The organism is Streptomyces coeruleorubidus, from assembly GCF_028885415.1.
Taxonomy (GTDB): domain Bacteria; phylum Actinomycetota; class Actinomycetes; order Streptomycetales; family Streptomycetaceae; genus Streptomyces; species Streptomyces coeruleorubidus_A.
In genome coordinates this window covers 3,181,183-3,206,686 of record NZ_CP118527.1, presented here as the reverse complement: position 1 = coordinate 3,206,686, position 25,504 = coordinate 3,181,183, and the positions used below count along the sequence as shown (strand labels likewise).

Here is a 25,504-nt window from a genome sequence, read left to right as displayed (position 1 = left end):
CGGTCCGACGTTCCGTCAGGAGAAGCATGAGACACCTCGGTCGCACACTCCTCGTCACCGCCGTCCTCCTCGCACCGCTCACCACCACGACACCCGCCTCGGCCGCTCCCGGCTGCACGTCCTCCGTCCCGTACGTCTCGGGCGAGGGCGGCTACGACACGTACCGCATCCCGGCCTCGGTCACGACCGCCGAGGACACCGTCCTCGCCTTCGCCGAGGGCAGACGCGGCGGGGCGGGCGACACGGGCGACATCGACGTCGTCCTGCGGCGTTCGGCGGACGGCGGCTGCACCTGGGGCCCGCTCACCGTCGTAGCCGCCGGTGACGGCGACACCCGGGGGAACCCGGCCCCCGTCGTCGACCCGCGCACCGGCGCCGTCGTGCTCCTCACCTCGTACAACAGCGGCAAGGTGACGGAGGCGCAGATCATGCGTGGCGAGGTCACGCCCGAGCAGAGCCGCCGGGTGTTCGTGCAGCGCAGCCGGGACGACGGCCGGCACTTCACCCCGCCCCGCGAGATCACCGCGCAGGTGAAGGACCCGTCCTGGCGCTGGTACGCGACCGGCCCCGGCCATGCGATCGCCCTCACCCGGGGCCCGTACGCGGGCCGCCTGGTCGTCCCCGCCAACCACTCGGCGTCCCCGCCGGCCGGCTCCCCCGACACCGGCCAGGAGCCCCGCTACTACGGCGCCCACGCGCTCCTCAGCGACGACGGCGGCTGGACCTGGCGGCCGGGCTTCGTGGACGACTCCTACGACGGTGTGAACAACGCCAACGAGTCGATCGCCGCCCAACTCCCCGACGGCCGCGTGTACTTCAACGCACGTGACCAGCACGGCACGAGCCCCGGCAACCGCCTCGACAGTCATTCCGGCGACGGCGGCCGGTCCCTCGACCGCCCGTACACCGTGCAGCCCACCCTGAACGAGGTCCCGGTCGTGCAGGGCAGCGTCCTGCAACTCCCGGGCCGCCGCAGCCCGTTGCTGTTCTCCGGCCCGTCCGTCCCCACCGCCCGCCGGGCGATGGCCGTCTGGCGCAGCACGGACGGCGGCGCCACCTTCACCAAGGCGCTGACGCTCTCCCAGCGTCCCGCGGCCTACTCCGACCTGGTGCCGCTCGGCCGGAAGACGGTGGGGATCCTCTACGAGACGGGCGCCCAGGGGACCTACGAGACGATCGAGTTCCGCCGCCTGCCGGCCGACGAGCTCTAGAGCAGACCCGCCGCCGCCAGGTACTTCCCGACCCGCGCCACCTCGTCCTGCGACAACGGCACCTGCGGCTGAGCCGTCGCCGGGCAGTCGATCACGCCCCGCAGGTGCAGCGCGGCCTTGAAGGCGCCGATCGCCGAGGAGCCGGGGCCCATGCGGGCCGGGTCGCCGACGGTGACCATGCCGAACAGGGCGCACAGCCGCTCCTGTTCGGCCCGGGCCTCCTCCCACTCCCCGGCGCGGCACAGGCCGTCCAGGCGGGCGTAGCCGTGCGGGTCGACGTTGCCGAGGCCGGGCACCGTGCCGTCCGCGCCGACCGCGAGCGCCGCGTCGACGATCAGCTCGGAGCCGGTCAGCACGCTGAAGCCGGTGATGCCCTGGTGGGCCCTGGCCCCGGTCACGACCTGGCGGAAGGCGGCCAGGTCGCCGCTGGAGTCCTTGAGCGCGGCCAGGACACCGTCGGCGGCCAGCTCCAGGACCACGTCCGCGGGCAGCTTCGTGTGGACGGCGGCGGGGATGTCGTAGGCGATCACCGGGACCGGGCTCGCCGCGGCGACCACGCGGTAGTGGCGGGCGATCTCCGCCGGGTGGGTCCGGGCGTAGAACGGGGCGGTGACGACGACCGCGTCCGCGCCCGCCGCCGTCACCGCCGCGACATGGTCCAGGACCCGGGCCGTCGTCATGTCGATCGCCCCGGCCAGCACCGGGAGCTGCCCGCCCACGTGGGCCGCGACCGACTCGACCACCAGCCTGCGCTGCCCGTCCGTCAGATACGCGGCCTCCGAGGTCGAGCCGAGCACGAACAGGCCGTGCACCCCGCCGGCCACCAGATGGTCGACCAGCCTGAGCAGCGAGGGGACGTCCACCTCGCGGTCCGGTGTCAGGGGCGTGCAGACGGGCGGGATGACACCGGTCAGCGGGGTGATCGTCATGGGGCCTCCATCGGGTCGCTCCGGCGGACGAGGTCGCGGGTCGACTCGTCCTCCTGGACAGGATGGTGGCAGCGGAAGCGGTGGGCGGGGGCCGACGCGACCGAGAAGTCCGGCATCGCCTGCGCGCACGTCCCGTCCGCCTTCCAGCAGCGCGTGCGGAACGGGCAGCCGCTCGGCGGGCGCGTCGCCGACGGGACCGGACCGACCAGCGGGATCGGTTCGATCGGGTCGAGCAGGCCGGGCGTGGCGGAGAACAGGGCGCGGGTGTAGGGGTGCCGGGCCCGGTCGGTGACCAGGGCGGCCGGGGACTCCTCCACGATCCGGCCCAGGTACATGGTGATCACGCGGTCGCTCATCCGCCGGACCGTCTGGATGTCGTGCGAGACGAACACCAGGGCCAGGCCCAGGCGTTCCTTCAGGTCCAGCAGCAGGTTGAGGATCTGGGCGCGGACCGACACGTCCAGGGCGCTCGTCGGCTCGTCCGCCACGACCAGGTCCGGGTCCAGGGCCAGCGCCCGGGCGATCGCGACGCGCTGCCGCTGCCCGCCCGACAGCTGGCCCGGCAGGGCGTCGGCGAGGGCCCGGGGGAGACCGACCAGGGACATCAACTCCCGGACTCTGTCCTCGCGTTGGCCTTTCGTGCCCCGGTCGTGCACGTCCAGCGGGTCCCGCAGGATCTGCCGTACGGTCAGGCGGCGGTTCAGGGCCGTCGACGGGTCCTGGAAGATCATGCCGGTGCTGGCGCCGACGGCCCGGCGGCGTTCCGCGGGCGGCATCGCCCACAGGTCGCGGCCCCGGAACGACACCGTCCCCCGCGTCGGCCGCTGCACCCCCACCAGCACCTTGGCCAGCGTCGACTTCCCGCAGCCCGACTCGCCCACCACGCCGATGGTCTCGCCGGCCGCGATCGCCAGGTCGGCGCCGGTCAGGGCGTACACCCGGTCGCGGGTGAACAGGCCGCCGCTGCGGGCCTTGTGCACCACATGCGCGTCGGACAGTTCCACGAAGGCGGGCTGTGCGTTCATGACACCGCCTCGGTCTCGGTGGTCGCCAGCTCTATGGCCGGGTGGTGGCAGGCCGCCGTATGGCTCGGGGTGCCCGTCAGGTCCGGTGCCGTCGTCCTGCAGATTCCGCTCGCCCGTGGACACCGGTCGGCGAACCGGCATCCGGCCGGGAAGTCGGCGGGGGAGGGCACGACCCCCTTGATCTGCGTCATCCGCTCCTGCGCCGACTCCAGCGACAGCACGCTGCCGAGCAGGCCGCGCGTGTAGTGGTGGGCCGGCGCCTCCACCAGGTCGGCGGTCACGCCCGTCTCGACGATCTGCCCGCCGTACATCACCGCGACCCGGTCGGTGACGTCCGCGACCAGCGCCAGGTCGTGCGAGACGAGGATCAGCGCGAAGCCCAGCTCCTCGCGCAGCCGCAGCAGCAGCTCTATGACCTGGGCCTGCACGGTCACGTCGAGGGCGGTCGTCGGCTCGTCGGCGACGATCAGCTTCGGTTCGCGGGACAGGGCCATGGCGATCAGGACGCGCTGCCGCTGCCCGCCGGACAGCTCGTGCGGGTAGCTGCGCAGGGTGCGCTCGGGGTCGAGGCCGACCATCGTCAGCAGCTCGGCCGGACTGCGCCGCCCGCCCCGCCGCACGACCTGCTTCAGTTGCGCGCGGATCGTCATCGCCGGGTTCAGCGACGACAGGGCGTCCTGGTAGATCATCGCCATCTCGTGGCCGAGGAGTTTGCGGCGCGCGCGCATCGGCTCGGCGAGCAGGTCCCGCTGGTTGAACCGGACCTGGCCGCCGACGCGCGCCCCCTTCGGCTGGAGGCCCATGATCGCCAGCGCGGTCAGCGACTTGCCGCAGCCCGACTCGCCGACCAGGCCCAGCACCTCACCGGGATGCACCTCGAAGCTGATGCCGTCCACGATGTCCACGCCGCCGTGCCGCTGGTCGAAGCCGATGGCGAGGTTCTCCACCGCGAGCACCGGCTGCCCGTCCCGGGACAGCTGACGGGCCCGGGCCCGCAGCCGCCGCGCCGCCTGTGCCAGACCGGGCAGCTGCACGACCTCCCCGCTGCCGGGCTCCGGCGCCTGGAGCCGGTCGTCCTCGGGTACGTCCACCTCCCGCGCCGAGGGGGCCGCCCACGCGTCGGACACCCCCTCGGACAAGATGTTCAGCGACAGCACCGTGACCAGCATCAGCAGACCCGGGAACACGGTCGCCCACCAGCCGCCGGTCAGCACCATGTTCTTGCCGTCCGCGATGACACTGCCCCAGGACGGGTCGGGCGGCCGCACGCCCGCTCCGATGAAGGACAGCGACGCCTCGAAGACGATCGCCTCGGCGACCTGCACCGTGCAGAACACCAGCACGGGCGCGGCGCAGTTGATCGCCACGTGCTTCAGCACGATGTGCGGTGTCCGGGCACCGATCACCCGTTCCGCCGTCACGTAGTCCTCGCCGTACTGGTCGAGGACGTTCGCCCGCACCACACGCGCCACCGGCGGCGTGAACAGGAACGCGATCGCGCAGATCAGCACCGTGATGCCCCCGCCGAACACCGCCACCAGCACGGCGGCGAGCGCGATGCCCGGGAACGCCATGACGACGTCCAGGCAGCGCATCAGCGTCTCGTCGACCGCCTTGCGCGAGGTGGCCGCGACGGCCCCGAGCAGCGCCCCGGCCACCAGCGCCAGCCCGGTGGCGCCGAGCCCGATAGCGAGCGACCAGCGCGCCCCGTACATCAGCCGGCTGAGGATGTCACGGCCGAGGCTGTCCTGGCCCATCCAGTGCCCGGCGGACGGATGCCCGGTGCCGTCGACGGGCGGCTGCTGGTCGAGCGGGTCGTGCGGGGCGAGCAGCGGGGCGAGCACCGCCAGCAGGACGACGACCGCCAGGAAGCAGACGGCGGCCTTCGACAGCAACGGCAGCCGGCGCCAGCCGCGCAGCCGCACGCCGGGCCGGGACAGCGCCTCGGTGAGGCTCTTGCGGGACATCATGCGGGTCATCACGTGGTCGCATCCCTCAGTCGCGGGTTGACCAGCAGGTACAGGACGTCGATGACGAGGTTCACGACGACGAACCCGGCCGCCGTGGTCAGTACGACGCCCTGGACGACGGCCGGATCGCCGTTCTTCACCGCGTCGATCATCAGCTTGCCCATGCCGGGCAGCGAGAAGATCGTCTCGATGACGACCGCGCCGCCCAGCAGATAGCCGACGCGCAGTCCGAGCACGGTGAGCGGGTTGATGAGCGCGTTCCGCAGCACGTTCCGCCCGACCACCACGCGCGGCGGCAGCCCGCTCCCGATCGCCGTGCGTACGTAGTCCTTGTCCAGCTCCTCCACCACGGCCGTCCGCACGATCCGGGTCAGCTGCGCCGCCACCGGAAGGGAGAGGGCGAGGGCGGGGAGCGTCATGGTCTTCAGCCAGCCGGTGAAGGAGTCGGCCGGGTTGATGTAGCCGCCGGTCGGGAACCAGCCCAGGTCGACCGCCAGGTACTGGATCATCAGCAGCGCCAGCCAGAAGCCGGGCGCCGCGACACCGGTCAGCGACACGACCCGGATGATCTGGTCGGGCAGCCGGTCCCGGTAGATCGCCGCGGTCACGCCGCCCACGAGGGACAGCACGACCGCGATGCCCAGGCCCAGGAAGGTCAGCTGAAGGGTGAGCGGCAGCGCGGTGGTGACCTGGTCGATCACCGGCGCCCGGGTCAGCGCGCTGGTGCCCATGTCGCCGTGCAGCAGGTCGGCGACGAAGTCGACGTAGCGCACGGGCAGCGGGTCGAGCAGGCCGTGTTCCTCGCGGAAGTCGTGCAGTTGCTGCGGTGTCGGGTTGGCGCCCTGGAAGAACGCGGACGCCGGGTCGACGTCCGAGAACCGCATCACCAGGAACACGAACAGCACGATGCCGAGCATCAGCGGCACGAGCAGGGCGATGCGGCGGAGCAGGATACGGACGACGGCGATCACGTGACGGCAACCCCCCTGTCGGCTAGGCCCACTTGGCCTGGAGGAGGTTGATGCCGGGGTAGGGCTGTGCCCTTATCCCGCTGAGCTGCTTCGGGTCCCAGGCCGTCATCAGCTCGTTGTGGACGACCGGGTAGAGCACGGCCTGTTCGGCGACGACGTCGATGTAGTCCTGGACCATCGCCTTCTTCTTCTCGGCATCCGGCTCCCGGGTGGCCCGGTCCATGTCCTTGAAGAGCGCCTTGGCGACGGGATCGCCGGCCCACCGCGTGTACTGCATCCACAGGTTCTCGGGCCCGTAGTTGTAGTGCATGATCAGGTCGGCGTCGAGGCCGAACTGGTTGGGGTTCGAGGCGGCGGCGACGACCTGGTAGTCCTGCTTCTGGTCCATCTTCGTGAACACGGCCGTGGTCTCCTGCGGGGACAGGGTCGTCTTCACGCCGATCGCGTCCCAGGAGGACTTGATGGTCGGCAGGCAGTCGACGATCCAGCTCACGTTCACCGCGAGGATGTCGATGCTCAGCCCCCTGACCCCGGCCTCCTTCAGCAGCGCCTTCGCCTTGTCGGGGTCGTAGTCGTAGACGGTCTTCGCCCGGCGGTAGGACGGGTTGCTCTCGTCGAGGAAGGAACTCGACGGCTTCCCGTGGCCCTTGAGCGCGACCTCCACCATCTTCTCGGTGTCGATGGCGTAGTGCAGCGCCTGGCGCACGCGCACGTCGTCGAAGGGCTTGTGCTTGGTGTTGAACATCAGGAACAGGTTGTTCATCCCGGCCCCGCCGGCGACCGTCAGCCCGCTGCTCTCCAACTGCGCGATGTTGGCGTACGGGATGTTGTCCGCGATCTGCGCGCCCGCGCTCGACCCCGAGATCTTCGCGACGCGGGGCGCCGCGTCCACGATCGTCAGCCAGTTCATCTTCCGGAAGGCGGGCCCCCGTGGGCCGTTGTAGCCGTCGAACGCCTCGAAGGTCGTGTTCGACTTCGGGTGGTGAGCGGTCTGCCGGTACGGACCCGAGCCGATCGCCTTGCCCTTGATGGCGTCGTCCCAGGCGCCCGGCTGCGAGAACACGTGCTTCGGCATGATCTTGGCGAGCGTCAGCCGCGAAAGCCCGTCCGGGAAGGGGAACTTGAGCACCAGCTCCACGTTCTGCGCGTCGATCTTCCGGACCTCCTTCAGCCAGCTCGCGAAGAAGCCCTTGGCGAGGGTCTGGGTGTCCGGGTCGAGGATCCGCTCGAAGACGAAGACCACGTCGTCGGCGGTGACCGGCTTGCCGTCGTGGAACTTCGCGCCCGCCCGCAGCGCGAACTTCCAGGACGTGCTGTCCGGGTCCTTCGGCACCTCGGTCGCCAGGGCCGCGTACGGCTCACGGGAGATCGGGTCGGTGTCGAGCAGGCCCTCGTAGATGTGGTTGTTGGCGGCCATGCAGAACGCGGACGCCGTCTGGGTGGGGTCCCAGCTGCCGTCGTTGCCGTAGCCGATCACCGCCGTCAGCGTCCGGTTGGCCCCGCTGCCGCCGCCACCGGTGTCGTTGGTGGACTCCGGCCCGGACGAACAGGCCGACAGCGACGCGGAGACGGCGGCGGCCGCGCCCAGCGCGCCGGTGTACTTCAGGAACGACCGGCGGTGCAGCGCCGGCACGTCGTGGGTCACGTCGCGCACGGGGTCCTCCAGCGAGAGGTCTGGAAAGGAAACGAGGGGGCGAGCAGAGGAGATACGACGTCCTACGTCCTGCGGTCAGCGCGACCATAGGAGCGGCCGTAGGGGCGGTCAAGGGATCGCACACGAATGGCGTATCTGCCAGAGGTCGGACCAATGGCGCTGTGAAATGGCGCGAGTTGACGGCTTATCAGGGCAGGTCCGACGTCGGGTACCGCCAGAGGTGGGACGTGGGACGTCCGGGGCGCGTACGATGCGGCGCATGTCCGAGGAGCCCAGGACCAGCCGGATACAACGCCAGGTCGTGCAGCTCATCCTCGACCGCAGACTCACCGCCGGCGCGCCGCTGCCCACCGAGGCCGAACTCATGGAGGACCTCGGCGTCAGCCGCAACTCCGTCCGCGAGGCCCTCAAAGCCCTCCAGGCCCTCGACATCGTCGAGATCAGACACGGCTACGGCACCTACGTCGGCCAGGCCTCCCTCACCCCCCTCGTCGACGGCCTGACCTTCCGCACCCTGGCCCGGCACGACGACGACACCGGCGCCCTCGCCGAGATCCTCCAGGTCCGCGAGGTGCTGGAGGAAGGCCTGATCCGCCGGGTCGCCGCGACGGTCACCGAGGCGGAGCTGGAGAGACTGGAGGGCGTGGTGACCCGCATGGAGTCCGCGGGCGGCACGGGCCGCTCCTTCCCGGAACTCGACCGCGAGTTCCACGAGATCCTGTACGCCTCCCTCGGCAACGCGCTGGTGCCCCAGCTCCTCGGCGCGTTCTGGACGGTCTTCCGCCGGGTCTCCGGCGCCCGCGGCTGGACCGACGACCCGTCCCCCGAGATCACGGTCCGCCGCCACCGCGACATCGTCACCGCCCTGCGCGCCCGCGACGTGGAGGGCGCGCAGCGGGCGATGGCGGTGCACTTCCGGGGGATCGCGGCGCGGGCGGCCAAGGAGTCGCGGGGAGTGGGCTGATCCCACCCCCCGGCGGGCGGGCGCGGAGCATGATGAGGGCGTGACTGAGCTGTGGAACGAGAGCGACGCCGGCGTCCTGCGACTGCCCTCCGGCCGGCTGGTACGCGGCCGAGGCCTGCGCCACCCCCTGGATCCCACCGCGCCCACCCCCTCCTACGGCCTCTACCTGCTCGGCAAGCAGCCTCCCGAGGTCCCCTGGGAGGCCGGCTGGCTCCGCTGGCCCGACTTCCGCCTCCCGTCGGACCGGACGGCCGCCCGGGCGGTGCTGGCGCGCGCCTGGGAACGGGCCGCCGGGGAACGCGTGGAGATCGCCTGCGGCGGCGGCCGGGGCCGCACGGGCACGGCCCTGGCCTGCCTGGCGGTGCTGGACGGGGTGCCGGGGGAGGAGGCGGTGGCGTATGTGCGGCGGCACTACGACAGGCATGCGGTGGAAACGCCCTGGCAGCGGCGGTACGTACGCCGGTTCGGCAAGGGATGAGCCTCTCCTTCGGCGCGGCGCCTCATACCTTGGTAGCGCCGCCGTAGACCGACGGCCGACAGCGGGACCGGACGCGGCTCGGCACTGTGAACCGTATGGATGAGACCAAGGGGATCAAGCAGGCGAAGGGGATCAGCCGGGCGCAGTTCCTGGCCGGGACGGCGGCGGTGGGGGTCGCCGGGGCGATGGGACCGGCGGGAGCGGCCCGGGCGACGGAGGCCCGGCACGGCAAGGGGCTGCGGCGACGGGGCGTCGTCTACACGGTCGGAGCGGGGGAGACGCCGGGGACCGCGTGGAACGCCCGCCGGATGCGGGCCGATGTGCGGGCCATCCGTGACGACCTGCATGCCGACACCATCGACGTCACGGGGGACGGTGTCGAACGGCTCACCGCCACCGCCGCCGAGGCGGCCGAACGCGGGCTGCACATCTGGTTGCAGCCGACGCTCGGGGACGTCCCGCAGCGGGACATCCTGGAGCACCTGGCCGAGACCGGCCGGTTCGCGGAGCGGCTCCGCCGGCAGGGCGCCGGTGTCGACTTGAGCGTCGGCTGCGAGTTCTGGCTGTTCGTCCCCGGCATCCTGCCGGGCGAGACGGTCCTGGACCGTATCAGGCACCTGCAGAACGGCACGGTCGACTGGCCCCGGATGCGGCGCCGCCTCGCCGACTTCACGGCGAAGGCCGCCAAGGTCGGCCGCTCCGTCTTCAAGGGCAACCTCAGCTACGCCGCCGCCCAGAGCATCGACGACCCGGACTGGAACCTCTTCGACATCGTCGGCATCGACTACTACTCGTACTTCCCGAAGCGGTCCGAGTACGTCCGGGAGCTGAAGCAGTACCTGCGCTGGGGCAAGCCGCTCGCCATCACCGAGTTCGGCACCTGCGCCTACGTCGGTGCCCCCGAGAGCGGGGGCATGGGCTGGGACATCGTCGACTACGACAAGGAGCCGCCGGAGATCAAGGGCAACCCGGTCCGCAGCGAGTGGGTCCAGGCCGCCTACGTGGGCGAACTGCTGGACGTCTTCGAGTCGATGGGCCTGTACGCGGCCATGACCTTCGAGTTCATCAGCGCGGACGCCCCGCACCGCCCGGACGAGCCCCGTCTCGACCTCGACCTGGCGACGTACGCCATCACGAAGGTGATCAAGGACCGTCCGGACGACCCCGCCTCCGGCTGGCACCGGGAGCCGAAGGAGGCGTTCCACGCGGTGGCCCGCCGATACGGGGCGGCGGGCCACCGGCCCGGTCGACAGCGGTAGCCGTCAGTCGCAAGTGACGTCGGACGCGGGCCGTTTCCCGGTGGCCAGGAAGCGGGAGACGGTCCGGTCGCCGCAGGCGTTGCCGTTGGCGAGGTAGGCGTTGTGGCCAGTGGAGTTCACGGTGACCATGACGGCACGATCCCCGAGGGCGCGGCGCATCTCGCGGGCGCCGGCGAGCGGCGTGGCGACGTCCCGCTCGTTCTGCACGAGCAGGATGTTGGACGGCCCGCGGTCGGTGATCCGTACCGCGGGCTCCTTCGGCGTGAACGGCCAGGCGGCACACAGCATCGCGCCGCGCGGCATGCCCGCCGTCAGCGGGAACTTCGCCCGGCTCTCGTCGACCCCCTTCTGGTAGTGGGCGGCGGACCGGGGCCAGGCGACGTCGTTGCATAGGGTGCCGGCGCCGACCGCGGCGGCGTTCTGCATCACCGACTCGGGCGGCATCGGGGGCGCGGGCGGCACAGTGCCCTTGAGCGCGGCCAGGATCGTCTTCGCCAGCGTGGGGTAGTTGTCGGGGTCGTACAGGCTCGTCAGCATGGTCTGGCGCAGGACGTTGCCGTTCAGCTCCGCCGGGCTCGCGCCGGGCCAGGGCAGGGGCTCGCGGTCGAGCCGCTCGGCGAGGCGCAGGAAGAGGGGCCGCACGTCGGCGGCCTTGCGAGCCACCCGGTACGGATTCCCGCGCTCGGACGCCCACTTGGCGAACTCCGGGAAGTTGTCCTCCACGCCGGCCTCGAACGCGGCGAGCCAGGCGCGTCCCACCCGGGTGTGGTCGGGGTTGTCGTTGCTGTCCAGCACGATGCGGTCGGTGCGGTGCGGGAACAGTTGGCCGTAGACGGCTCCTACGTAGGTGCCGTACGAGGAGCTCCAGGCGGACAGCTTGTTCTCGCCGAGGGCGGCCCGGACGCGGTCGAGGTCGCGGGCCTCGTTGACGGTGCTGATGTGCCGCAGCAGTTCACCGCCGTTACGTGCGCAGGCCTCCGACATACGCTTGGCGGTGGCCATGGTCTCGGTGACGGAACCGTCCGGGGCGGGCCAGGGCAGCTTCGCGAGGGCGAGGTCCTTGCTGTCGAGACCGCAGTCCACGGCGCGGGACGGCGCCATCCCGCGCGGTGCGAACCCGACCAGGTCAAAGGCGTCCCGCACTTGCTGCGGGAGCTTCTGCCCCTTGCGGGAGGGGTCTTGGAGACTGCTCCCACCGGGCCCGCCGGGGATGAGTAACAGCGCGCCCCGGCGCGCGGAGGGCTTCTCGCTGGGGATACGGGAGACGGCGATCTGGATCTTCCTGCCGTCGGGGTCGGAGTAGTCCATCGGGACCTCCACGGTGGCGCACTGCTGTCTGGGGCCGAGATCGGAGCCCTCGCACTGGGTCCACTTGAGGGGCTCGGCAACGGCGGCGGACGCGGTCAGCGGGACGGTGAGCCCGAGCAGGACGGCGGCGGCCGCGGCGAGTGAGGCGTTGCGCGTGATCTGTTTCTTGGTCATGGGATGAGCCTGGCGGCTCCCCGCCCCACCCGTCATCCGGGCAACTCCCGGATCTTCCAGGGGTTTACCCCTACCCCCTACTGGACGGAGTAACTGCAGTGCCGGAGCTGCGTCTTCGGCCCCGGTGGAGGCGTGACTTGCGAGGTGGTGCGTGGTGGTGCCACACCGAACAGCGCGACGTCCGATTGCCGCCAGCAGGATGGGCCTGAGGTGATCAGGCTGGCCGTATGACGATGCCATCCCCTGCAGACTCGGTAGCAGTCCTCACGCGCATGTACGCGGCTGAGGCGGAGTACCTGGCGGCCGGAGGCCCTGATGAGGCCTCCTTCGACCTGCTCGCCCCCTTCTTCGCGCCCGATGTCGAGCTGCATCAGGCAGATGCACTGCCTTACGGAGGCACGTGGCACGGGCACGAGGGCATGGCGCGGTTCTTCCGGAAGATGGGCGAGGTGTGGGAGACGTTCGACATGGTGGAGCAGGAGTTCCTCGCCACCGGTGAGGTCGCGGTCGTGCTCACACAGGTCCGTGCCAGGGCTCGGGCGACCGGGCGTGAACTCGGCTTCCCCATCCTGCAGACGATCACGGTGAAGGACGGGCAGATCACCGAGGTCCGCCCCTTCTACTGGGACACGCTGGCCATCGCCGACGCCTGCGCTGCGCCAGGGGCGGGACACTGAGCTGAGGTGGGCGAGTAGCGGTTCGGCGGCCGGGGGCGCGGGCTGCAAGCGGAGCGTTCGGGCCGGGAGATGGCCTGGGTCGGGGGTGGGGGGTGGCCCGGTTGCTCCACTTGCTGGGCTGCGGAAGGGCGCCGCCTTATGCGGGACTCTGGTCGTAGCGTTTCCCGCCCGGCCGGCGCAGCATGAAGATGTCGACCGGGTCCTCGGATTCGACGGTGAAGCCGTGCCGCTCGTAGAGGCGGCGGGCCGGGCTGCCCTGGAGGACGTTCAGGCGGACGAGGTCGCCGGTGGTGTCCGTCTTGTCGAGGAGGGTGCGCAGGACTGCCGAGCCCAGGCCTTGGCCCTGGACGTCCGGGCTGAGGTAGAAGTGCTCCAGCCAGTGGGCGTCCTGCGACGGGCGCAGTGCCACGCTGCCGACGAACGTGCCGTTGGCCGTGATGACCGACGTGTGCTGAGGGGAGTAGCCGTCCCGCAGGCGCTGCCTGACCCGGTGTGCGTCGTAGCGGCCCAGCCGTTCCAGGTCCGGGCGCATCACCACCGCCCGCAGTTCCGCTATCGCTTCGACGTCCGACAGCTCCGCCGGGCGCATCGCCCATGCCAGGCCTGTCTCTGTGCGGCCGTCCAGCCCTGCCTTCTGTGTCTCCGTGCCCGCATCCATGCCACGATCATTCCGCATCGCCGAGCGACCACGAAGCCGGCCTCAGGCCTGGGAACCGGCGGCCCCGACCTCGCGTATGAACGCCCTCCAGGCCTCCGGCCCGACCAGGACCACAGGGCCGTCGGTCCTCTTGCTGTCCCGGACGGGGACCATCCCGGGCACGCCCGGGTTGTCGACCAACGTCCCCGAAAACGACGTCTCTGTATAGGCGACGGGTGGCGCGTCCTCGAACTCCATGAGCGTCAGCATGCCACCCATGCAGGGGTGGGCCCCTGCGGCGTACGGCAGCACCGTGACCATTACATGGCGCTCCCGCATCAGCCGTGCGATGCGGTCCAGTTGGGCAGCCATCGCCTCCCCGCCGCCCACCGGCACACGCAGCACGTTCTCATGCAGGATCACCCAATACTCGGGCCTTGTAGCGTCCTCGAGGATCCGCGCCCGTTCCAGGCGGGCGGTGACCTTCTCCTCGATGTACTCGTCTGTGACGAATGGGTTGGCCGCGACCGTGACCGCTCGGGCGTACGCGGCCGTCTGCAACAGTCCTGGCACCAGCGAACTCGCAGATCTGTGTCGCCTGCTTCTCCAGCTCCACAACCGCCGCGAAATACTCCGCATACCGCTTATCGTCAATCAGCTTCCTGCACAACCGCTCGAAAATACCGTCGGTTTGCAGCACCCCGTCGATGCGTTGGGCCACATCCAGCTGCGGTTTGCGAATGGCCTGTTCGAACTGTCCGATGTAGCCGCCGGAGACGAATACCCGGGAGCCCAGCTCCACCTGCGTGAGCCCCGCGTCCTCCCTCCGCCGCTTGAGCTCCGTGCCGAAGAACTCCCACGCCGCCTGCCGAGAACCGTTGGCCATTGCCGAACCCCTTTGTGCTGCGCCGCAGTTGTAGGGCACAGACCCCTCCCGAGTGTAGGCGCGGAGCGTCACCGTAGGGATGCGAAGAGTGAAACCCGGAAAGGAAGGGGAGCACGGTGGAGGCACGACACTCGGCGCTCTGCGTCGAAGAAGCGGAGGATGCGGTGAAAGAATTGCGGGCAGAACTCGCCAAGGCCGGAATTACCTTGCCGTCACTGGGGCTGGACCCGGTAAGTCTTGCGCGGGAAGCACCCTGTCCGCTCGTGGAATTGGGCCGGTGTTCCGTGGAGACCGCCCGGCGGCTCGCGGCGGTGCTGCGATGAAGCCCCCGGTCGGCGCGTACGTCGTGGACACCCGCAGCGGCCGCATCGGCATCGTCATGGGGCTTGAGGGGCCCTACGTGCAGCTGAGGCCGTACGGGGGCGGGAAGGAGTGGGACGCCGATCCCGCTGCCGTCCGGCACGCCACCCCGGCCGAACGGCTGCGCGCGGCGACGGCGTACGCCAACGCCCGCAGCAGGGGTGAGGTCCCTTGACGCGGTGACCCTGCGAGAATGGCGTCATGAGTCTGTTCCGCGACGACGGCATCGTGCTGCGCACCCAGAAGCTGGGTGAGGCGGACCGGATCATCACGCTGCTCACCCGCGGTCACGGACGGGTACGGGCGGTGGCCAGGGGCGTGCGCCGGACGAAGTCGAAGTTCGGTGCGCGCCTCGAACCCTTCTCCCACGTCGACGTGCAGTTCTTCGCCAAGGGGAGCGAGCTGGTCGGGCGCGGGCTGCCGCTGTGCACGCAGAGTGAGACCATCGCGCCGTACGGCGGTGGGATCGTGACCGACTACGCGCGGTACACCGCCGGGACCGCGATGCTGGAGACCGCCGAGCGGTTCACCGATCACGAGGGGGAGCCGGCCGTGCAGCAGTATCTGCTGCTCGTCGGCGGGCTGCGGACCCTCGCCCGCGGGGAGCACGCGCCGCATCTCGTGCTGGACGCGTTCCTGCTGCGGTCCCTCGCCGTCAACGGGTACGCCCCGAGCTTCACCGACTGCGCGAAGTGCGGCATGCCCGGGCCCAACCGGTTCTTCTCGGTCGCCTCGGGCGGTTCCGTCTGCGTGGACTGCCGGGTGCCCGGCAGCGTCGTACCCTCGCCCCAGGCCCTGGAACTCCTCGGCGCGCTGCTTACGGGAGACTGGGAGACCGCGGACGTCTGCGAGGCGCGGTACGTCCGGGAGGGCAGCGGGCTGGTGTCCGCGTATCTGCACTGGCACATGGAGCGCGGGCTGCGCTCCCTGCGCTACGTCGAGAAGTAAGCAAGACAAGCAAGCACGAGGAGACGAGAAACACATGGCCGTACGCGGGATCCTGGGGCGGCAGCGCCGGGAGTACAGGACGCCGGAGCCCCACCCGTCCGGCGCACGGCCGCCGAAGCTCGGAGAGCTCGTACCGCAGCATGTGGCGATCGTCATGGACGGCAACGGGCGCTGGGCGAAGGAGCGGGGCCTGCCGCGCACCGAGGGGCACAAGGTCGGCGCCGAGCGGGTGCTCGACGTGCTCCAGGGCGCCATCGAGATGGGCGTGGGCGCCATCTCCCTGTACGCCTTCTCCACCGAGAACTGGAAGCGGTCGCCGGACGAGGTGCGCTTCCTGATGAACTTCAACCGGGACTTCATCCGCAAGACCCGGGACCAGCTGGACGAGCTGGGCGTGCGGGTGCGCTGGGTGGGGCGGATGCCCAAGCTGTGGCGGTCGGTGGCCAAGGAACTCCAGATCGCCCAGGAGCAGACCAAGGGCAACGACCGGCTCACGCTGTACTTCTGCATGAACTACGGGGGCCGCGCCGAGATCGCCGACGCGGCGCAGGCGCTGGCGGCCGATGTGAAGGCCGGGAAGCTCGATCCGTCGAAGGTCAACGAGAAGACCTTCGCGAAGTACATGTACTACCCGGACATGCCGGACGTGGACCTGTTCCTGCGTCCGAGCGGTGAGCAGCGCACCTCCAACTACCTGATCTGGCAGAGCGCGTACGCCGAGATGGTCTTCCAGGACGTGCTGTGGCCGGACTTCGACCGCCGCGACCTGTGGCGGGCGTGCCTGGAGTTCGCCTCGCGGGACCGGCGGTTCGGCGGGGCCATCCCGAACGAGGAGCTGCTGGCCATGGAGGGCAAGCAGGAGTAAGTCCCGCACTCAGGGGCGCGGGGAACTGCGCGACCGGCCACGGTGGGCCCGCACCCGGGATGCGGGTCTCACCCCCACGGCGAAAAGCGGCTCAGCCGCCGGAGGCCTTCGCGCAGTCCACGCAGGTGCCGAAGATCTCCACCGTATGGGCCACGTTCACAAAGCCGTGCTCGGTGGCGATGGCCTCCGCCCACTTCTCCACGGCCGGGCCCTCCACCTCGACGGCCTTGCCGCAGTTGCGGCACACCAGGTGGTGGTGATGGTCGTCGGTGGAGCAGCGGCGGTAGACGGACTCGCCGTCGGCGGTGCGCAGGACGTCGACCTCGCCGGCGTCGGCGAGGGACTGCAGGGTGCGGTAGACCGTGGTGAGCCCGACCGAGTCGCCCTTGTGCTTGAGCATGTCGTGCAGTTCCTGCGCGCTGCGGAACTCGTCGACCTCGTCCAGGGCCGCCGCCACGGCGGCACGCTGCCTGGTGGCGCGGCCCTTCACGGACGGTCCAGCGGTCGTCACCGTTGCCTCCTCACGTCTGCCTTGCCCGGGCCATTGTGCCAGCCCGGGGTGGGGGCGGTCAGACGCCGACTCCGTCGGCTGCCTTCCGGGTGGCCGGAATCGCGCACTCGGCAGGGTCGTGGGCGGGATCCGCGGCGGCCCGGGCACGGGCGCGGCGGCGGGCCAGCGGGGCCGCGAGCGCCGTCAGCACGACGAAGGCGCCGATGGTCAGCAGCACGATCGTCGCGCCCGGCGGGACGTCCTGGTAGTACGAGGTGACGGTGCCGCCGATCGTCACGCTCACGCCGATGGCCACGGCGATCACGAAGGTCGCGGCGAAGCTGCGGCCGATCTGCTGGGCGGCCGCGACGGGCACCACCATCAGCGCGCTGACCAGGAGCAGCCCGACCACGCGCATCGCCACCGTCACCGTGACGGCCGCGGTGATCGCGGTCAGCAGGTTCAGGGCGCGCACCGGCAGGCCCGTCACCCGCGCGAACTCCTCGTCCTGGCTGACCGCGAACAGCTGCCGGCGCAGGCCGAGGGTGACCAGGACGACGAAGGCGGCCAGGATGCAGATCGCCGTGACGTCCGACTCGGACACCGTCGACAGGGAGCCGAAGAGGTACGACGTCAGGTTGGCGTTGGAGCCCGTCGGCGCGAGGTTGATGAACATCACACCGCCGGCCATGCCGCCGTAGAACAGCATCGCGAGGGCGATGTCGCCGCGGGTCCTGCCGTACCAGCGGATCAGCTCCATGAGGACCGCGCCGATGACCGAGACGAGGGTGGCCATCCACACCGGGGACCAGGTCAGCAGGAAGCCCAGGCCGACGCCGGTCATCGCCACGTGGCCGATGCCGTCGCCCATCAGGGCCTGGCGGCGCTGGACCAGGTAGATGCCCACCGCGGGGGCCGTGATGCCGACCAGGACGGCGGCGAGCAGCGCCCGCTGCATGAAGGCGTAGTCGAGGATCTCCATCAGCTCAGCAGTCCCGTGCGGATCGGTTCGTGGCCCGCGGGTGCGTGCGGGTGTACGTGGTCGTGGCCGGGCAGGGCGTGCTGCCCGACCGCCTTCGGGGGCGGGCCGTCGTGCACGACGCAGCCGTCGCGCAGGACGACCGCCCGGTCGATGAGGGGCTCCAGGGGGCCCAGCTCGTGCAGCACGAGCAGCACGGTCGTGCCCTGGGAGACCTGCTCGCGCAGCGTGTGCGCGAGGACCTCCTGGCTGGCCAGGTCGACGCCGGCCATCGGCTCGTCCATGATCAGCAGTTCCGGTTCGGAGGCGAGCGCGCGGGCTATCAGGACACGCTGGTGCTGGCCGCCCGAGAGGGCGTTGACCGAGTCCTTGGCCCGGTCCGCCATGCCGACGAGCTCCAGGGCCGCGCGCACGGCCGCGTGGTCCGCCTTGCGCAGCACGCCGAAGCGGGCCCGGGACAGGCGGCCCGAGGAGACCACCTCGGTCACCGTGGCGGGCACCCCGCCCGCGGCCGTGGTGCGCTGCGGGACGTAGCCCACGCGGTGCCAGTCGCGGAACCGCCTGCGGTCCGTGCCGAACAGCTCGATCTCGCCGGCGCCGGTCTGCACCTGGCCGATGATGCTGCGCACGGCCGTGGACTTGCCGGAGCCGTTCGCGCCGAGCAGCGCGACGACCTCACCGTGGTGCACGGTGAGGTCGATGCCGCGCAGGACGGGGCGCGAGCCCAGGTCCGCGCGGACGCCGCGCAGGGATACGACGGGCTCGGTCATGCCGTCCTCCGATGGGTCGATCACTTGGCTCCCAGGGCCGCCTGGAGGGCCTTGAGGTTGGCTTCCATCACCTGGAAGTAGTCGTCGCCGCGGGACTTGTCGGTGATGCCCTCGAGCGGGTCGAGGACGTCCGTCCTCAGCTTCGCGTCGCGGGCGAGGGTCTTCGCGGTCTTGTCGGAGACCAGTGTCTCGTAGAAGACGGTGGTGACGCCGTCGGCCTTGGCCTCCTGCTGGAGCTCCTTGACCCGGGCGGCGCTGGGCTCGCTCTCGGGGTCGAGGCCGGAGATGGCCTCCTGGGTGAGGCCGTAGCGCTCGGCGAGGTAGCCGAAGGCGGCGTGGTTGGTGAAGAAGACCTTGGTCTTGGTGTTCTTCAGGCCGCTCTCGAACTCGCCGTTGAGGCCGTTCAGCTTCTTGACCAGGGCCTCGGTGTTCTTCTTGTAGTCGGCCGCGTGGTCCGGGTCGGCCTTCTCGAAGGCCTTGCCCACGCCCTCGGCGACCTCGGCGTACTTCACCGGGTCCAGCCAGACGTGCGGGTCGCGCGCGTGCTCTTCCTCCTCGGCGTGGCCCTTCTCCTCCTCGGCGTGGCCCTTCTCCTCGGCGTGGCCCTCCTCGCCCTCGTGGCTGTGGCCGCCGGTGCCGTGGTCCTCGAGCGTCGTCAGCGTGGCCGCGTCGATCTTCGTCTTGATGCCGGTCTGCGAGACCGCCTCGTCGACGGCGGGCTGGAGGCCCTTGAGGTAGAGCGCCGCGTCGGCCTCTTCGAGCTGCGCCCGCTGCTTGGTGCTGATCTCCAGGTCGTGCGGCTCCTGGCCGGGCTCGGTCAGGCTGGTGACGTTCGCGTGGTCGCCGCCGATCTGCTCGGCGAGGAACGCCATCGGGTAGAACGACGCGACGACGTCGAACTTGTCCGTGTTGCCCGTCGCCGCGCTGTCGCTGGAGCAGGCGGAGAGAGCGCCGAGGCCGAGAGCGGTGGCCGCGGTGACCGCGGTGGCGGATATGAGGCGTCGTCGTACGTTCATGACACTCATTTTCAACAAATATGGAAACCGTTGTCAACAAATGAGCTGAGCGGGTTCCGTGGAGGGGGCCTGGCGGTCGCGGGAGGGGGAGCGATTTGATTGAGGGGGCGCCCCCGCCGGTAACCTGAAGCATTCGCTGGAAGCAACTCGCTTCGTCGCCCGTCGTCGTAATGAAGAGAGCACCGTGGCCGCCGACAAGATCGACACCATCGTCAGCCTGAGCAAGCGCCGTGGCTTCGTATTCCCCTGTAGTGAGATCTACGGCGGTCAGCGCGCCGCTTGGGACTACGGCCCCCTGGGTGTCGAGCTCAAGGAGAACCTCAAGCGCCAGTGGTGGCGCTACATGGTGACGTCGCGCGAGGACGTCGTCGGTATCGACTCGTCCGTGATCCTGGCCCCCGAGGTCTGGGTCGCCTCCGGCCACGTCGCCACCTTCACGGACCCGCTGACCGAGTGCACCTCCTGCCACAAGCGGTTCCGCGCGGACCACCTGGAGGAGGCCTACGAGGCCAAGCACAAGCGTCTGCCGGAGAACGGCCTGGCCGACGTCAACTGCCCCAACTGCGGCAACAAGGGCCAGTTCACCGAGCCCAAGCAGTTCTCGGGCCTGCTGTCCACCCACCTCGGCCCGACGCAGGACTCCGGCTCCATCGCCTACCTGCGCCCCGAGACCGCGCAGGGCATCTTCACCAACTTCTCCCAGGTGCAGACCACCTCGCGCCGCAAGCCGCCGTTCGGCATCGCCCAGATGGGCAAGTCCTTCCGCAACGAGATCACGCCCGGCAACTTCATCTTCCGCACCCGCGAGTTCGAGCAGATGGAGATGGAGTTCTTCGTCAAGCCGGGCGAGGACGAGAAGTGGCAGGAGTACTGGATGGAGCAGCGCTGGAACTGGTACACCGGTCTCGGCCTGCGCGAAGAGAACATGCGGTGGTACGAGCACCCGAAGGAGAAGCTCTCCCACTACTCCAAGCGCACCGCCGACATCGAGTACCGCTTCCAGTTCGGCGGCAGTGAGTGGGGCGAGCTGGAGGGTGTCGCCAACCGCACCGACTACGACCTCGGCGCCCACGCCAAGGCCTCCGGCCAGGACCTCACCTACTTCGACCAGGAGGCCGGCGAGCGCTGGACTCCGTACGTCATCGAGCCCGCGGCCGGTGTCGGCCGGGCCATGCTCGCCTTCCTGCTCGACGCCTACGTCGAGGACGAGGCGCCCAACGCCAAGGGCAAGATGGAGAAGCGGACCGTGCTGCGCCTGGACCAGCGCCTGGCGCCGGTGAAGGTCGCGGTGCTCCCGCTGTCCCGGAACCCGGAGCTGTCCCCTAAGGCCAAGGGCCTCGCCCAGGCGCTGCGCCAGAACTGGAACATCGAGTTCGACGACGCCGGTGCGATCGGCCGCCGCTACCGCCGCCAGGACGAGATCGGTACGCCCTTCTGCGTGACCGTCGACTTCGACACCCTGGAGGACAACGCGGTCACCGTTCGCGAGCGTGACTCGATGAAGCAGGAGCGCATCTCCCTCGACCAGATCGAGGGCTACCTGGCGGCCCGCCTGGTCGGCTGCTGATCGCTTCACGTCGTACGACGGTGCCGGGTCCTCCTCGGGGGCCCGGCACCGTCGCGTTCGAGCGCCTCCGGGGAGACCTCCCGGGATTGGTCCCCGGAGCCGACGCCGATCGGTCCTGTATCCCCGGGCGGGGCGGCGCCAGGGTGAGTCCATGAGCATCGCTTTTCTGCTGACCACCCTGATCGTCGTCGCCACGCCGGGCACCGGCGTCGTCTGCGCCCTCGCCGCCGCGCTCTCCCGGGGGCGCCGGGCCAGTGTCGTCGCGGCCGTGGCTGCACGCTCGGGATCGTGCAGCATCTGCTGGCCACGGTCACCGGGGTCGCCGCCCTGCTGCACGCGAGCGCGACCGCGTTCCAGGTGCTGAAGTACGCCGGGGTCGCCTACCTGCTGTACATGGCGTGGGCGACGGTGCGGGACAAGGAGGCGCTCGTGGTGGAGGAGCGGGCGGCACCGCTGTCCGCGCGGCGGGTGATCGTGCGGGGTGTGCTGATCAACATCCTCAATCCGAAGCTGACGATCTTCTTCTTCGCGTTCCTGCCGCAGTTCGTGAGCCCCGGGGAGCCGCACGCGGTGGTGCGGATGGTGGGGCTCGGCGGGGTGTTCATGCTGGCGACCTTCGCGGTGTTCGCCGTGTACGGGGTGCTGGCCGCGTCGGTGCGCAGCCATGTGGTCGGGCGGCCGCGGGGCATGGCGTGGCTGCGGCGGGGGTTCGCGGGGTCGTTCGTGGCGCTGGGGGCCAAGCTGGCGTTCACGGCGCGGTAGCCGGGACACCGGACAGCCAAGGGTCGACAAGGGCTGACAGGTATCGGCTGACAGATATTGATATCTGTCAGCTGTCATGCCACAGTGGAACGCATGACGATGCGAACCCGGACCCTCGGAACCACCGGCCCCCAGATCTTCGCCCTCGGCCTCGGCTGCATGGGCATGTCCGCGCTGTACGGCGAGGCGGACCGGGCCGAGTCCATCGCGACCATCCACGCGGCGCTCGAAGCGGGCGTCACCCTGCTGGACACCGGCGACTTCTACGGCATGGGCCACAACGAGATGCTGATCGGCGAGGCCCTGCGCTCGGCCCCCGCCGAGCGACGTGAACAGGCCCTGGTCAGCGTGAAGTTCGGCGCCCTGCGTGACCCGGACGGCGGCTGGTCCGGCTACGACGGCCGGCCCGCCGCCGTGAAGAACTTCGCCGCGTACTCCCTCCAGCGGCTCGGCGTCGACCACATCGACGTCTACCGCATCGCCCGCCTCGACCCCGACGTGCCCATCGAGGAGACGGTCGGCGCCATCGCGGAACTGGTCGAGAAGGGATACGTGCGGCACATCGGCCTCAGCGAGGTCGGCGCCGAGACCATCCGCAGGGCCGCCGCCACGGCACCCGTCTCGGACCTCCAGATCGAGTACTCCCTCATCTCGCGCGGCATCGAGGACGAGATCCTCCCCACCACACGCGAGCTGGGCATCGGCATCACGGCATACGGCGTGCTCTCCCGGGGCCTGATCTCGGGCCACTTCACCGCCGACCGGCAGCTCGGCGCCGGCGACTTCCGGGCGATGTCGCCGCGCTTCCAGGGGGACAACCTCCGGCACAACCTGAACCTCGTCGAGGCGCTGCGGAAGATCGCCGAGCAGAAGGGCGTCAGCGTCGCGCAGATCGCCATCGCCTGGGCGCTCTCCCGGGGCGAGGACATCGTGCCCCTGGTCGGCGCCCGCCGCCGCGACCGGCTCACGGAGGCGCTGGGCGCGCTGGACGTCACGCTGGACGCGGCCGACCTGGCCGCGATCGAGGAGGCCGTACCGCCCGGCGCCGCCGCAGGCGACCGTTACCCGGCGGCCCAGATGGCACACCTCGAGAGCTGAACCGGGCTCCGGGTACGGTCAGGGGCATGGCACCGACCAGCGAGACTCTGACCGCCGAGCGCATCCTCGAGGCGACCGAGGAGGTGCTGCGCCGCCATGGCCCGGCCAAGGCCACCGTGGTGGACGTGGCCCGCGCGCTCGGCGTCAGCCACGGCAGCGTCTACCGTCACTTCCGCACCAAGGCGGCGCTGCGCGAGGCGGTCACCAAGCGCTGGCTGGACCGCACGTCAGGGGAACTTTCCGGGATCGTCGCCGGGGACCGTGCCCCGGAGGCCCGGCTGCGGGACTGGCTCGCCGCGCTGTTCGCCGCGAAGCGCCGCAAGGCGGGCGACGACCCGGAGCTGTTCGCCACGTACATGGTCCTCACGGACGAGAACGGCCCGGCGGTGGGTGAGCACATCACCGACCTGACGTCCCAGCTGACCCGCATCATCCAGGCCGGCATCGAGACCGGCGACTTCACCGCCACCGACCCGCAGGCCACGGCCCGCGCGGTCTTCCAGGCGACGGGGCGCTTCCACGACCCGTGTTACGCCCGGGAGTGGGAAGAGCCGGGGGCCGAGGCCGACTTCACGGCGGTGGTCGACCTGGTGGTGCAGGGGCTGCGGCCCTAGGTCCGTGCAGCTGATGAGCCTGATGACGATCGGCCTGTACAACCGGCCCGACGGGGCGTACCTGCCCTCGATCCTCTACCAGGGCACGTCTGGCCGTTCACGCCGCCGTCGGGTCCACCGTCGCCTGATGGGCCTCCGCCAGGTGTTCCTCCGCCTTCAGCCAGGGCAGGAACTGGGCGCTTCTGCGCCAGCCGCAGGTGTCGCATCTGATCGTGCGCTGCACGCCCTTGCGCTGCACTCGTACGACGTGCTCCCGGCCGTGCTGGTCCCAGCGGCTGACCTTGCTGGTGTCGATCTGCGCCATGACGCCTCCCGCGTCCAGGAATCCGGCGGATCCGGTCTGTTCGCAGCAAGGAGTGTGCAGCAGAACCAACATCAACAGGGCTTCCCCGGATTCGAGTTATCAGGCCGTGAGGGACCTCAGGCGACCGTGCGCGGCAGCCGGAGACTCAGCAGGCCGGTCAGCACCACACCGGCGAGCTGCACCAGGAGCGTCGTGACCAGGGCGTTCCGCATGCCCATCCCCGGGACCAGGGAAAGGAACAGCGTGCCCAGGGTCGCCACACCGAGTGCCAGCGCCGACTGCTGAGTGGTGATCATCACGCCGCTGCCGACGCCGGCGCGGGCGGGCGGCACCTCGGAGAGGATGACCCGGTAGACGACGGGGAGTTGCAGCGCCTGGCCCGCGCCGGCGATCGCTGCCCCCGGGAGCAGTTCGACGAAGCCGAGGTGCGGCCAGAAGTGCCAGGCCGCCAGTGCCATCAGAGCCAGACCCAGGCCCTGGAGCACGGCACCTGCCGTCACCACCCGCGTGCCGTACCGGGCGACCAGCCGCGGGCCCAGCAGCGAGAAGACGAAGAACACCACCGCCAGCGGCGCGAGCGCCAGCCCCGCGGCGACCGGTCCGAGCCCGGCGCCCTGCTGCAACGCCACCGCGATCACGAACATGAAGCCGCTGAAGCCGATGGAGAAGGGCAGCACCAGCAGCAGCCCGCGCCGCAGGGAGGTCAGCGCGAACAGGCTCGGCGGGACCAGGGGCGTGCGGCCCGCGCGGTCGGCCCGCCGCTCCACCACGTAGAACGCCGCCGCCGCGAACGGGAACGCCACCAGCGACAGCCATGTCCACAACGGCCAGCCCGCCGCCCGGCCTTCGGTGAGCGGGACGAGCAGCGTGAGGAGCGAGGCCGCCAGGAGGACCGTGCCGGGGACGTCGACCGGCTCCGGGCGCGCGGAGCGGGTCTCGGGGACCGCGCGGGCGGCCAGGAACAGCCCGGCGAGGACGACCGGCACGTTGACGAGGAACACCGAGCGCCAGCCGGTCCCCGCGATGTCGGCGGCCACCAGCACCCCGCCGAGGATCTGCCCGGCGACCATCGCCAGCCCTGCGGTCGCGCCGTAGAGCCCCATCGCCTTCGCCCGCCGGGGGCCGGTCGTCGTCGCCTGGATGGTGGCCAGCACCTGCGGCAGCATCGCGGCGGCCGACGCGCCCTGTGCGACCCGGGCCGCGACCAGCGACCAGGCGCCGGGCGCCAGTCCGCACGCCAGTGAGGTCAGCCCGAAGGCCGCCATTCCGATGAGGAACAGCCGCCGCCGGCCGAACAGGTCGCCGAGCCGCCCCCCGAGGACCAGCAGGACGGCGTACGACACCCCGTACCCGGCGACGACGAGTTCGAGGACCGACTCGCTCGCGGCGAGGTCGGCGCCGATGGTGGGCAGGGCGACGTTCACGATGAAGAAGTCGATGAGCGGCAGTGCCGCGGCCAGCAGCACCGTGAACAGTCCGAGCCCGCCGAGCACGGGAGCCGGGGCGGCGGAGGAGCGGACAGGAGGTGAAGTGAGGGATTCCGTGGTCACGGCATGAGCCTGCGGCGGCGCCCAGACTGGTACCAGAG

The 25,504-nt window shown here is 70.9% G+C and carries 25 protein-coding genes and 2 pseudogenes; 13 read left to right on the top strand and 14 right to left on the bottom strand.

The features are described from left to right. Nucleotides 1-26 precede the first annotated feature (26 nt). A complete protein-coding gene (locus PV963_RS14870; RefSeq protein ID WP_274816183.1) occupies nucleotides 27-1,211 on the top strand; it encodes a sialidase family protein in 1,185 nt (394 codons plus the stop codon). Here the strand turns inward: PV963_RS14870 and PV963_RS14865 are convergent. The 5 genes from PV963_RS14865 to PV963_RS14845 are packed head-to-tail and all read right to left on the bottom strand — an operon-like array spanning nucleotide 1,208 to nucleotide 7,760. Then, nucleotides 1,208-2,140 (bottom strand): dihydrodipicolinate synthase family protein, encoded by a 933-nt coding sequence (locus PV963_RS14865; RefSeq protein WP_274816181.1) that lies wholly within the window; start codon nucleotides 2,138-2,140, stop codon nucleotides 1,208-1,210. The two genes, PV963_RS14870 and PV963_RS14865, sit on opposite strands and share 4 nt — an antisense overlap. Continuing rightward, nucleotides 2,137-3,165 carry an oligopeptide/dipeptide ABC transporter ATP-binding protein gene (locus tag PV963_RS14860; protein ID WP_274816180.1) on the bottom strand — a complete coding sequence of 343 codons (1,029 nt, stop codon included), beginning with the start codon at nucleotides 3,163-3,165 and terminating at the stop codon, nucleotides 2,137-2,139. Before PV963_RS14860 ends, PV963_RS14865 begins: the two co-directional genes overlap by 4 nt. Beyond that, on the bottom strand, nucleotides 3,162-5,135 hold the full coding sequence (locus PV963_RS14855) for a dipeptide/oligopeptide/nickel ABC transporter permease/ATP-binding protein (RefSeq protein ID WP_274822025.1): 1,974 nt from the start codon (nucleotides 5,133-5,135) through the stop codon (nucleotides 3,162-3,164). Before PV963_RS14855 ends, PV963_RS14860 begins: the two co-directional genes overlap by 4 nt. A gap of 8 nt (nucleotides 5,136-5,143) precedes the next feature. Further along, nucleotides 5,144-6,106 carry an ABC transporter permease gene (locus PV963_RS14850; RefSeq protein ID WP_274816179.1) on the bottom strand — a complete coding sequence of 321 codons (963 nt, stop codon included), beginning with the start codon at nucleotides 6,104-6,106 and terminating at the stop codon, nucleotides 5,144-5,146. 22 nt (nucleotides 6,107-6,128) lie between these two features. Then, nucleotides 6,129-7,760, bottom strand: a complete 1,632-nt coding sequence (locus tag PV963_RS14845; RefSeq protein ID WP_274816177.1) for an ABC transporter substrate-binding protein — start codon at nucleotides 7,758-7,760, stop codon at nucleotides 6,129-6,131. Between the two features lie 250 nt (nucleotides 7,761-8,010). On the opposite strand from PV963_RS14845, the gene PV963_RS14840 reads away from it, so the two are divergent. The 3 genes from PV963_RS14840 to PV963_RS14830 all read left to right on the top strand — a co-directional run bounded on the left by PV963_RS14840 (nucleotide 8,011) and on the right by PV963_RS14830 (nucleotide 10,461). Then, nucleotides 8,011-8,724, top strand: coding sequence for a FadR/GntR family transcriptional regulator (locus PV963_RS14840; protein ID WP_274816176.1), 714 nt, complete (start codon nucleotides 8,011-8,013; stop codon nucleotides 8,722-8,724). Nucleotides 8,725-8,764: 40 nt separating this feature from the next. Next, on the top strand, nucleotides 8,765-9,202 hold the full coding sequence (locus PV963_RS14835; protein WP_274816174.1) for a protein-tyrosine phosphatase family protein: 438 nt from the start codon (nucleotides 8,765-8,767) through the stop codon (nucleotides 9,200-9,202). 95 nt (nucleotides 9,203-9,297) lie between these two features. Then, nucleotides 9,298-10,461, top strand: a complete 1,164-nt coding sequence (locus PV963_RS14830) for an abortive phage infection protein (RefSeq protein ID WP_274816173.1) — start codon at nucleotides 9,298-9,300, stop codon at nucleotides 10,459-10,461. Nucleotides 10,462-10,464: 3 nt separating this feature from the next. Here PV963_RS14830 and PV963_RS14825 read toward each other — a convergent pair whose 3' ends face one another. Continuing rightward, nucleotides 10,465-11,943 carry an alpha/beta hydrolase gene (locus tag PV963_RS14825; protein ID WP_274816172.1) on the bottom strand — a complete coding sequence of 493 codons (1,479 nt, stop codon included), beginning with the start codon at nucleotides 11,941-11,943 and terminating at the stop codon, nucleotides 10,465-10,467. A 272-nt stretch (nucleotides 11,944-12,215) separates the two neighbouring features. On the opposite strand from PV963_RS14825, the gene PV963_RS14820 reads away from it, so the two are divergent. Further along, complete coding sequence (locus PV963_RS14820) at nucleotides 12,216-12,620, top strand: nuclear transport factor 2 family protein (RefSeq protein WP_425540898.1); 405 nt, start codon at nucleotides 12,216-12,218, stop codon at nucleotides 12,618-12,620. Between the two features lie 136 nt (nucleotides 12,621-12,756). On the opposite strand, the gene PV963_RS14815 is transcribed toward PV963_RS14820, so the two are convergent. Together PV963_RS14815 and PV963_RS14805 are read right to left on the bottom strand one after the other, a co-directional pair. Next, a complete protein-coding gene (locus PV963_RS14815) occupies nucleotides 12,757-13,209 on the bottom strand; it encodes a GNAT family N-acetyltransferase (RefSeq protein ID WP_274822024.1) in 453 nt (150 codons plus the stop codon). 111 nt (nucleotides 13,210-13,320) lie between these two features. Then, nucleotides 13,321-14,143 (bottom strand): annotated as a pseudogene (locus PV963_RS14805) (helix-turn-helix domain-containing protein). Nucleotides 14,144-14,259: 116 nt separating this feature from the next. Between PV963_RS14805 and PV963_RS14800 the strand changes: the two are divergent. From PV963_RS14800 to PV963_RS14785, 4 genes are read left to right on the top strand one after another with little or no spacing between them, the layout of a single operon-like run. Continuing rightward, the gene (locus PV963_RS14800; protein ID WP_274816170.1) at nucleotides 14,260-14,466 is read left to right on the top strand and encodes a hypothetical protein; all 207 of its coding nucleotides are present in this window, start codon (nucleotides 14,260-14,262) and stop codon (nucleotides 14,464-14,466) included. Then, nucleotides 14,463-14,678: a hypothetical protein gene (locus PV963_RS14795; protein WP_274816169.1), complete on the top strand. Its 216-nt coding sequence runs from the start codon at nucleotides 14,463-14,465 to the stop codon at nucleotides 14,676-14,678. The genes PV963_RS14800 and PV963_RS14795 overlap by 4 nt, the downstream gene beginning before the upstream one ends. Nucleotides 14,679-14,704: 26 nt before the next feature. Further along, entirely contained in the window at nucleotides 14,705-15,451 is a 747-nt protein-coding gene (recO, locus tag PV963_RS14790) for a DNA repair protein RecO (protein WP_274816168.1), read from the top strand. A 34-nt stretch (nucleotides 15,452-15,485) separates the two neighbouring features. After that, complete coding sequence (locus PV963_RS14785) at nucleotides 15,486-16,316, top strand: isoprenyl transferase (RefSeq protein ID WP_274816167.1); 831 nt, start codon at nucleotides 15,486-15,488, stop codon at nucleotides 16,314-16,316. 91 nt (nucleotides 16,317-16,407) lie between these two features. Here PV963_RS14785 and PV963_RS14780 read toward each other — a convergent pair whose 3' ends face one another. From PV963_RS14780 to PV963_RS14765, 4 genes are read right to left on the bottom strand one after another with little or no spacing between them, the layout of a single operon-like run. Next, complete coding sequence (locus PV963_RS14780) at nucleotides 16,408-16,827, bottom strand: Fur family transcriptional regulator (RefSeq protein ID WP_274816165.1); 420 nt, start codon at nucleotides 16,825-16,827, stop codon at nucleotides 16,408-16,410. Between the two features lie 58 nt (nucleotides 16,828-16,885). Beyond that, the gene (locus PV963_RS14775; RefSeq protein ID WP_274816163.1) at nucleotides 16,886-17,788 is read right to left on the bottom strand and encodes a metal ABC transporter permease; all 903 of its coding nucleotides are present in this window, start codon (nucleotides 17,786-17,788) and stop codon (nucleotides 16,886-16,888) included. Next, nucleotides 17,788-18,555 carry a metal ABC transporter ATP-binding protein gene (locus PV963_RS14770; protein ID WP_274816162.1) on the bottom strand — a complete coding sequence of 256 codons (768 nt, stop codon included), beginning with the start codon at nucleotides 18,553-18,555 and terminating at the stop codon, nucleotides 17,788-17,790. The genes PV963_RS14775 and PV963_RS14770 overlap by 1 nt, the downstream gene beginning before the upstream one ends. A gap of 20 nt (nucleotides 18,556-18,575) precedes the next feature. Beyond that, nucleotides 18,576-19,571, bottom strand: coding sequence for a metal ABC transporter substrate-binding protein (locus PV963_RS14765; protein ID WP_274816160.1), 996 nt, complete (start codon nucleotides 19,569-19,571; stop codon nucleotides 18,576-18,578). Between the two features lie 184 nt (nucleotides 19,572-19,755). Here PV963_RS14765 and PV963_RS14760 point away from each other — a divergent pair, with 184 nt between their 5' ends. The 4 genes and pseudogenes from PV963_RS14760 to PV963_RS14745 all read left to right on the top strand — a co-directional run bounded on the left by PV963_RS14760 (nucleotide 19,756) and on the right by PV963_RS14745 (nucleotide 23,612). Then, nucleotides 19,756-21,138 carry a glycine--tRNA ligase gene (locus PV963_RS14760; protein WP_274816159.1) on the top strand — a complete coding sequence of 461 codons (1,383 nt, stop codon included), beginning with the start codon at nucleotides 19,756-19,758 and terminating at the stop codon, nucleotides 21,136-21,138. A 151-nt stretch (nucleotides 21,139-21,289) separates the two neighbouring features. Continuing rightward, nucleotides 21,290-21,900, top strand: a pseudogene (locus tag PV963_RS14755) (LysE family translocator). Between the two features lie 93 nt (nucleotides 21,901-21,993). Beyond that, a complete protein-coding gene (locus tag PV963_RS14750) occupies nucleotides 21,994-22,998 on the top strand; it encodes an aldo/keto reductase (RefSeq protein ID WP_274816158.1) in 1,005 nt (334 codons plus the stop codon). A gap of 26 nt (nucleotides 22,999-23,024) precedes the next feature. After that, nucleotides 23,025-23,612 carry a TetR family transcriptional regulator gene (locus PV963_RS14745; protein WP_274816157.1) on the top strand — a complete coding sequence of 196 codons (588 nt, stop codon included), beginning with the start codon at nucleotides 23,025-23,027 and terminating at the stop codon, nucleotides 23,610-23,612. 97 nt (nucleotides 23,613-23,709) lie between these two features. Here PV963_RS14745 and PV963_RS14740 read toward each other — a convergent pair whose 3' ends face one another. Both PV963_RS14740 and PV963_RS14735 read right to left on the bottom strand, forming a co-directional pair. Then, nucleotides 23,710-23,916: a hypothetical protein gene (locus tag PV963_RS14740; RefSeq protein WP_274816156.1), complete on the bottom strand. Its 207-nt coding sequence runs from the start codon at nucleotides 23,914-23,916 to the stop codon at nucleotides 23,710-23,712. Nucleotides 23,917-24,032: 116 nt separating this feature from the next. Further along, entirely contained in the window at nucleotides 24,033-25,466 is a 1,434-nt protein-coding gene (locus tag PV963_RS14735; protein ID WP_274816155.1) for an MFS transporter, read from the bottom strand. Nucleotides 25,467-25,504 lie beyond the last annotated feature (38 nt).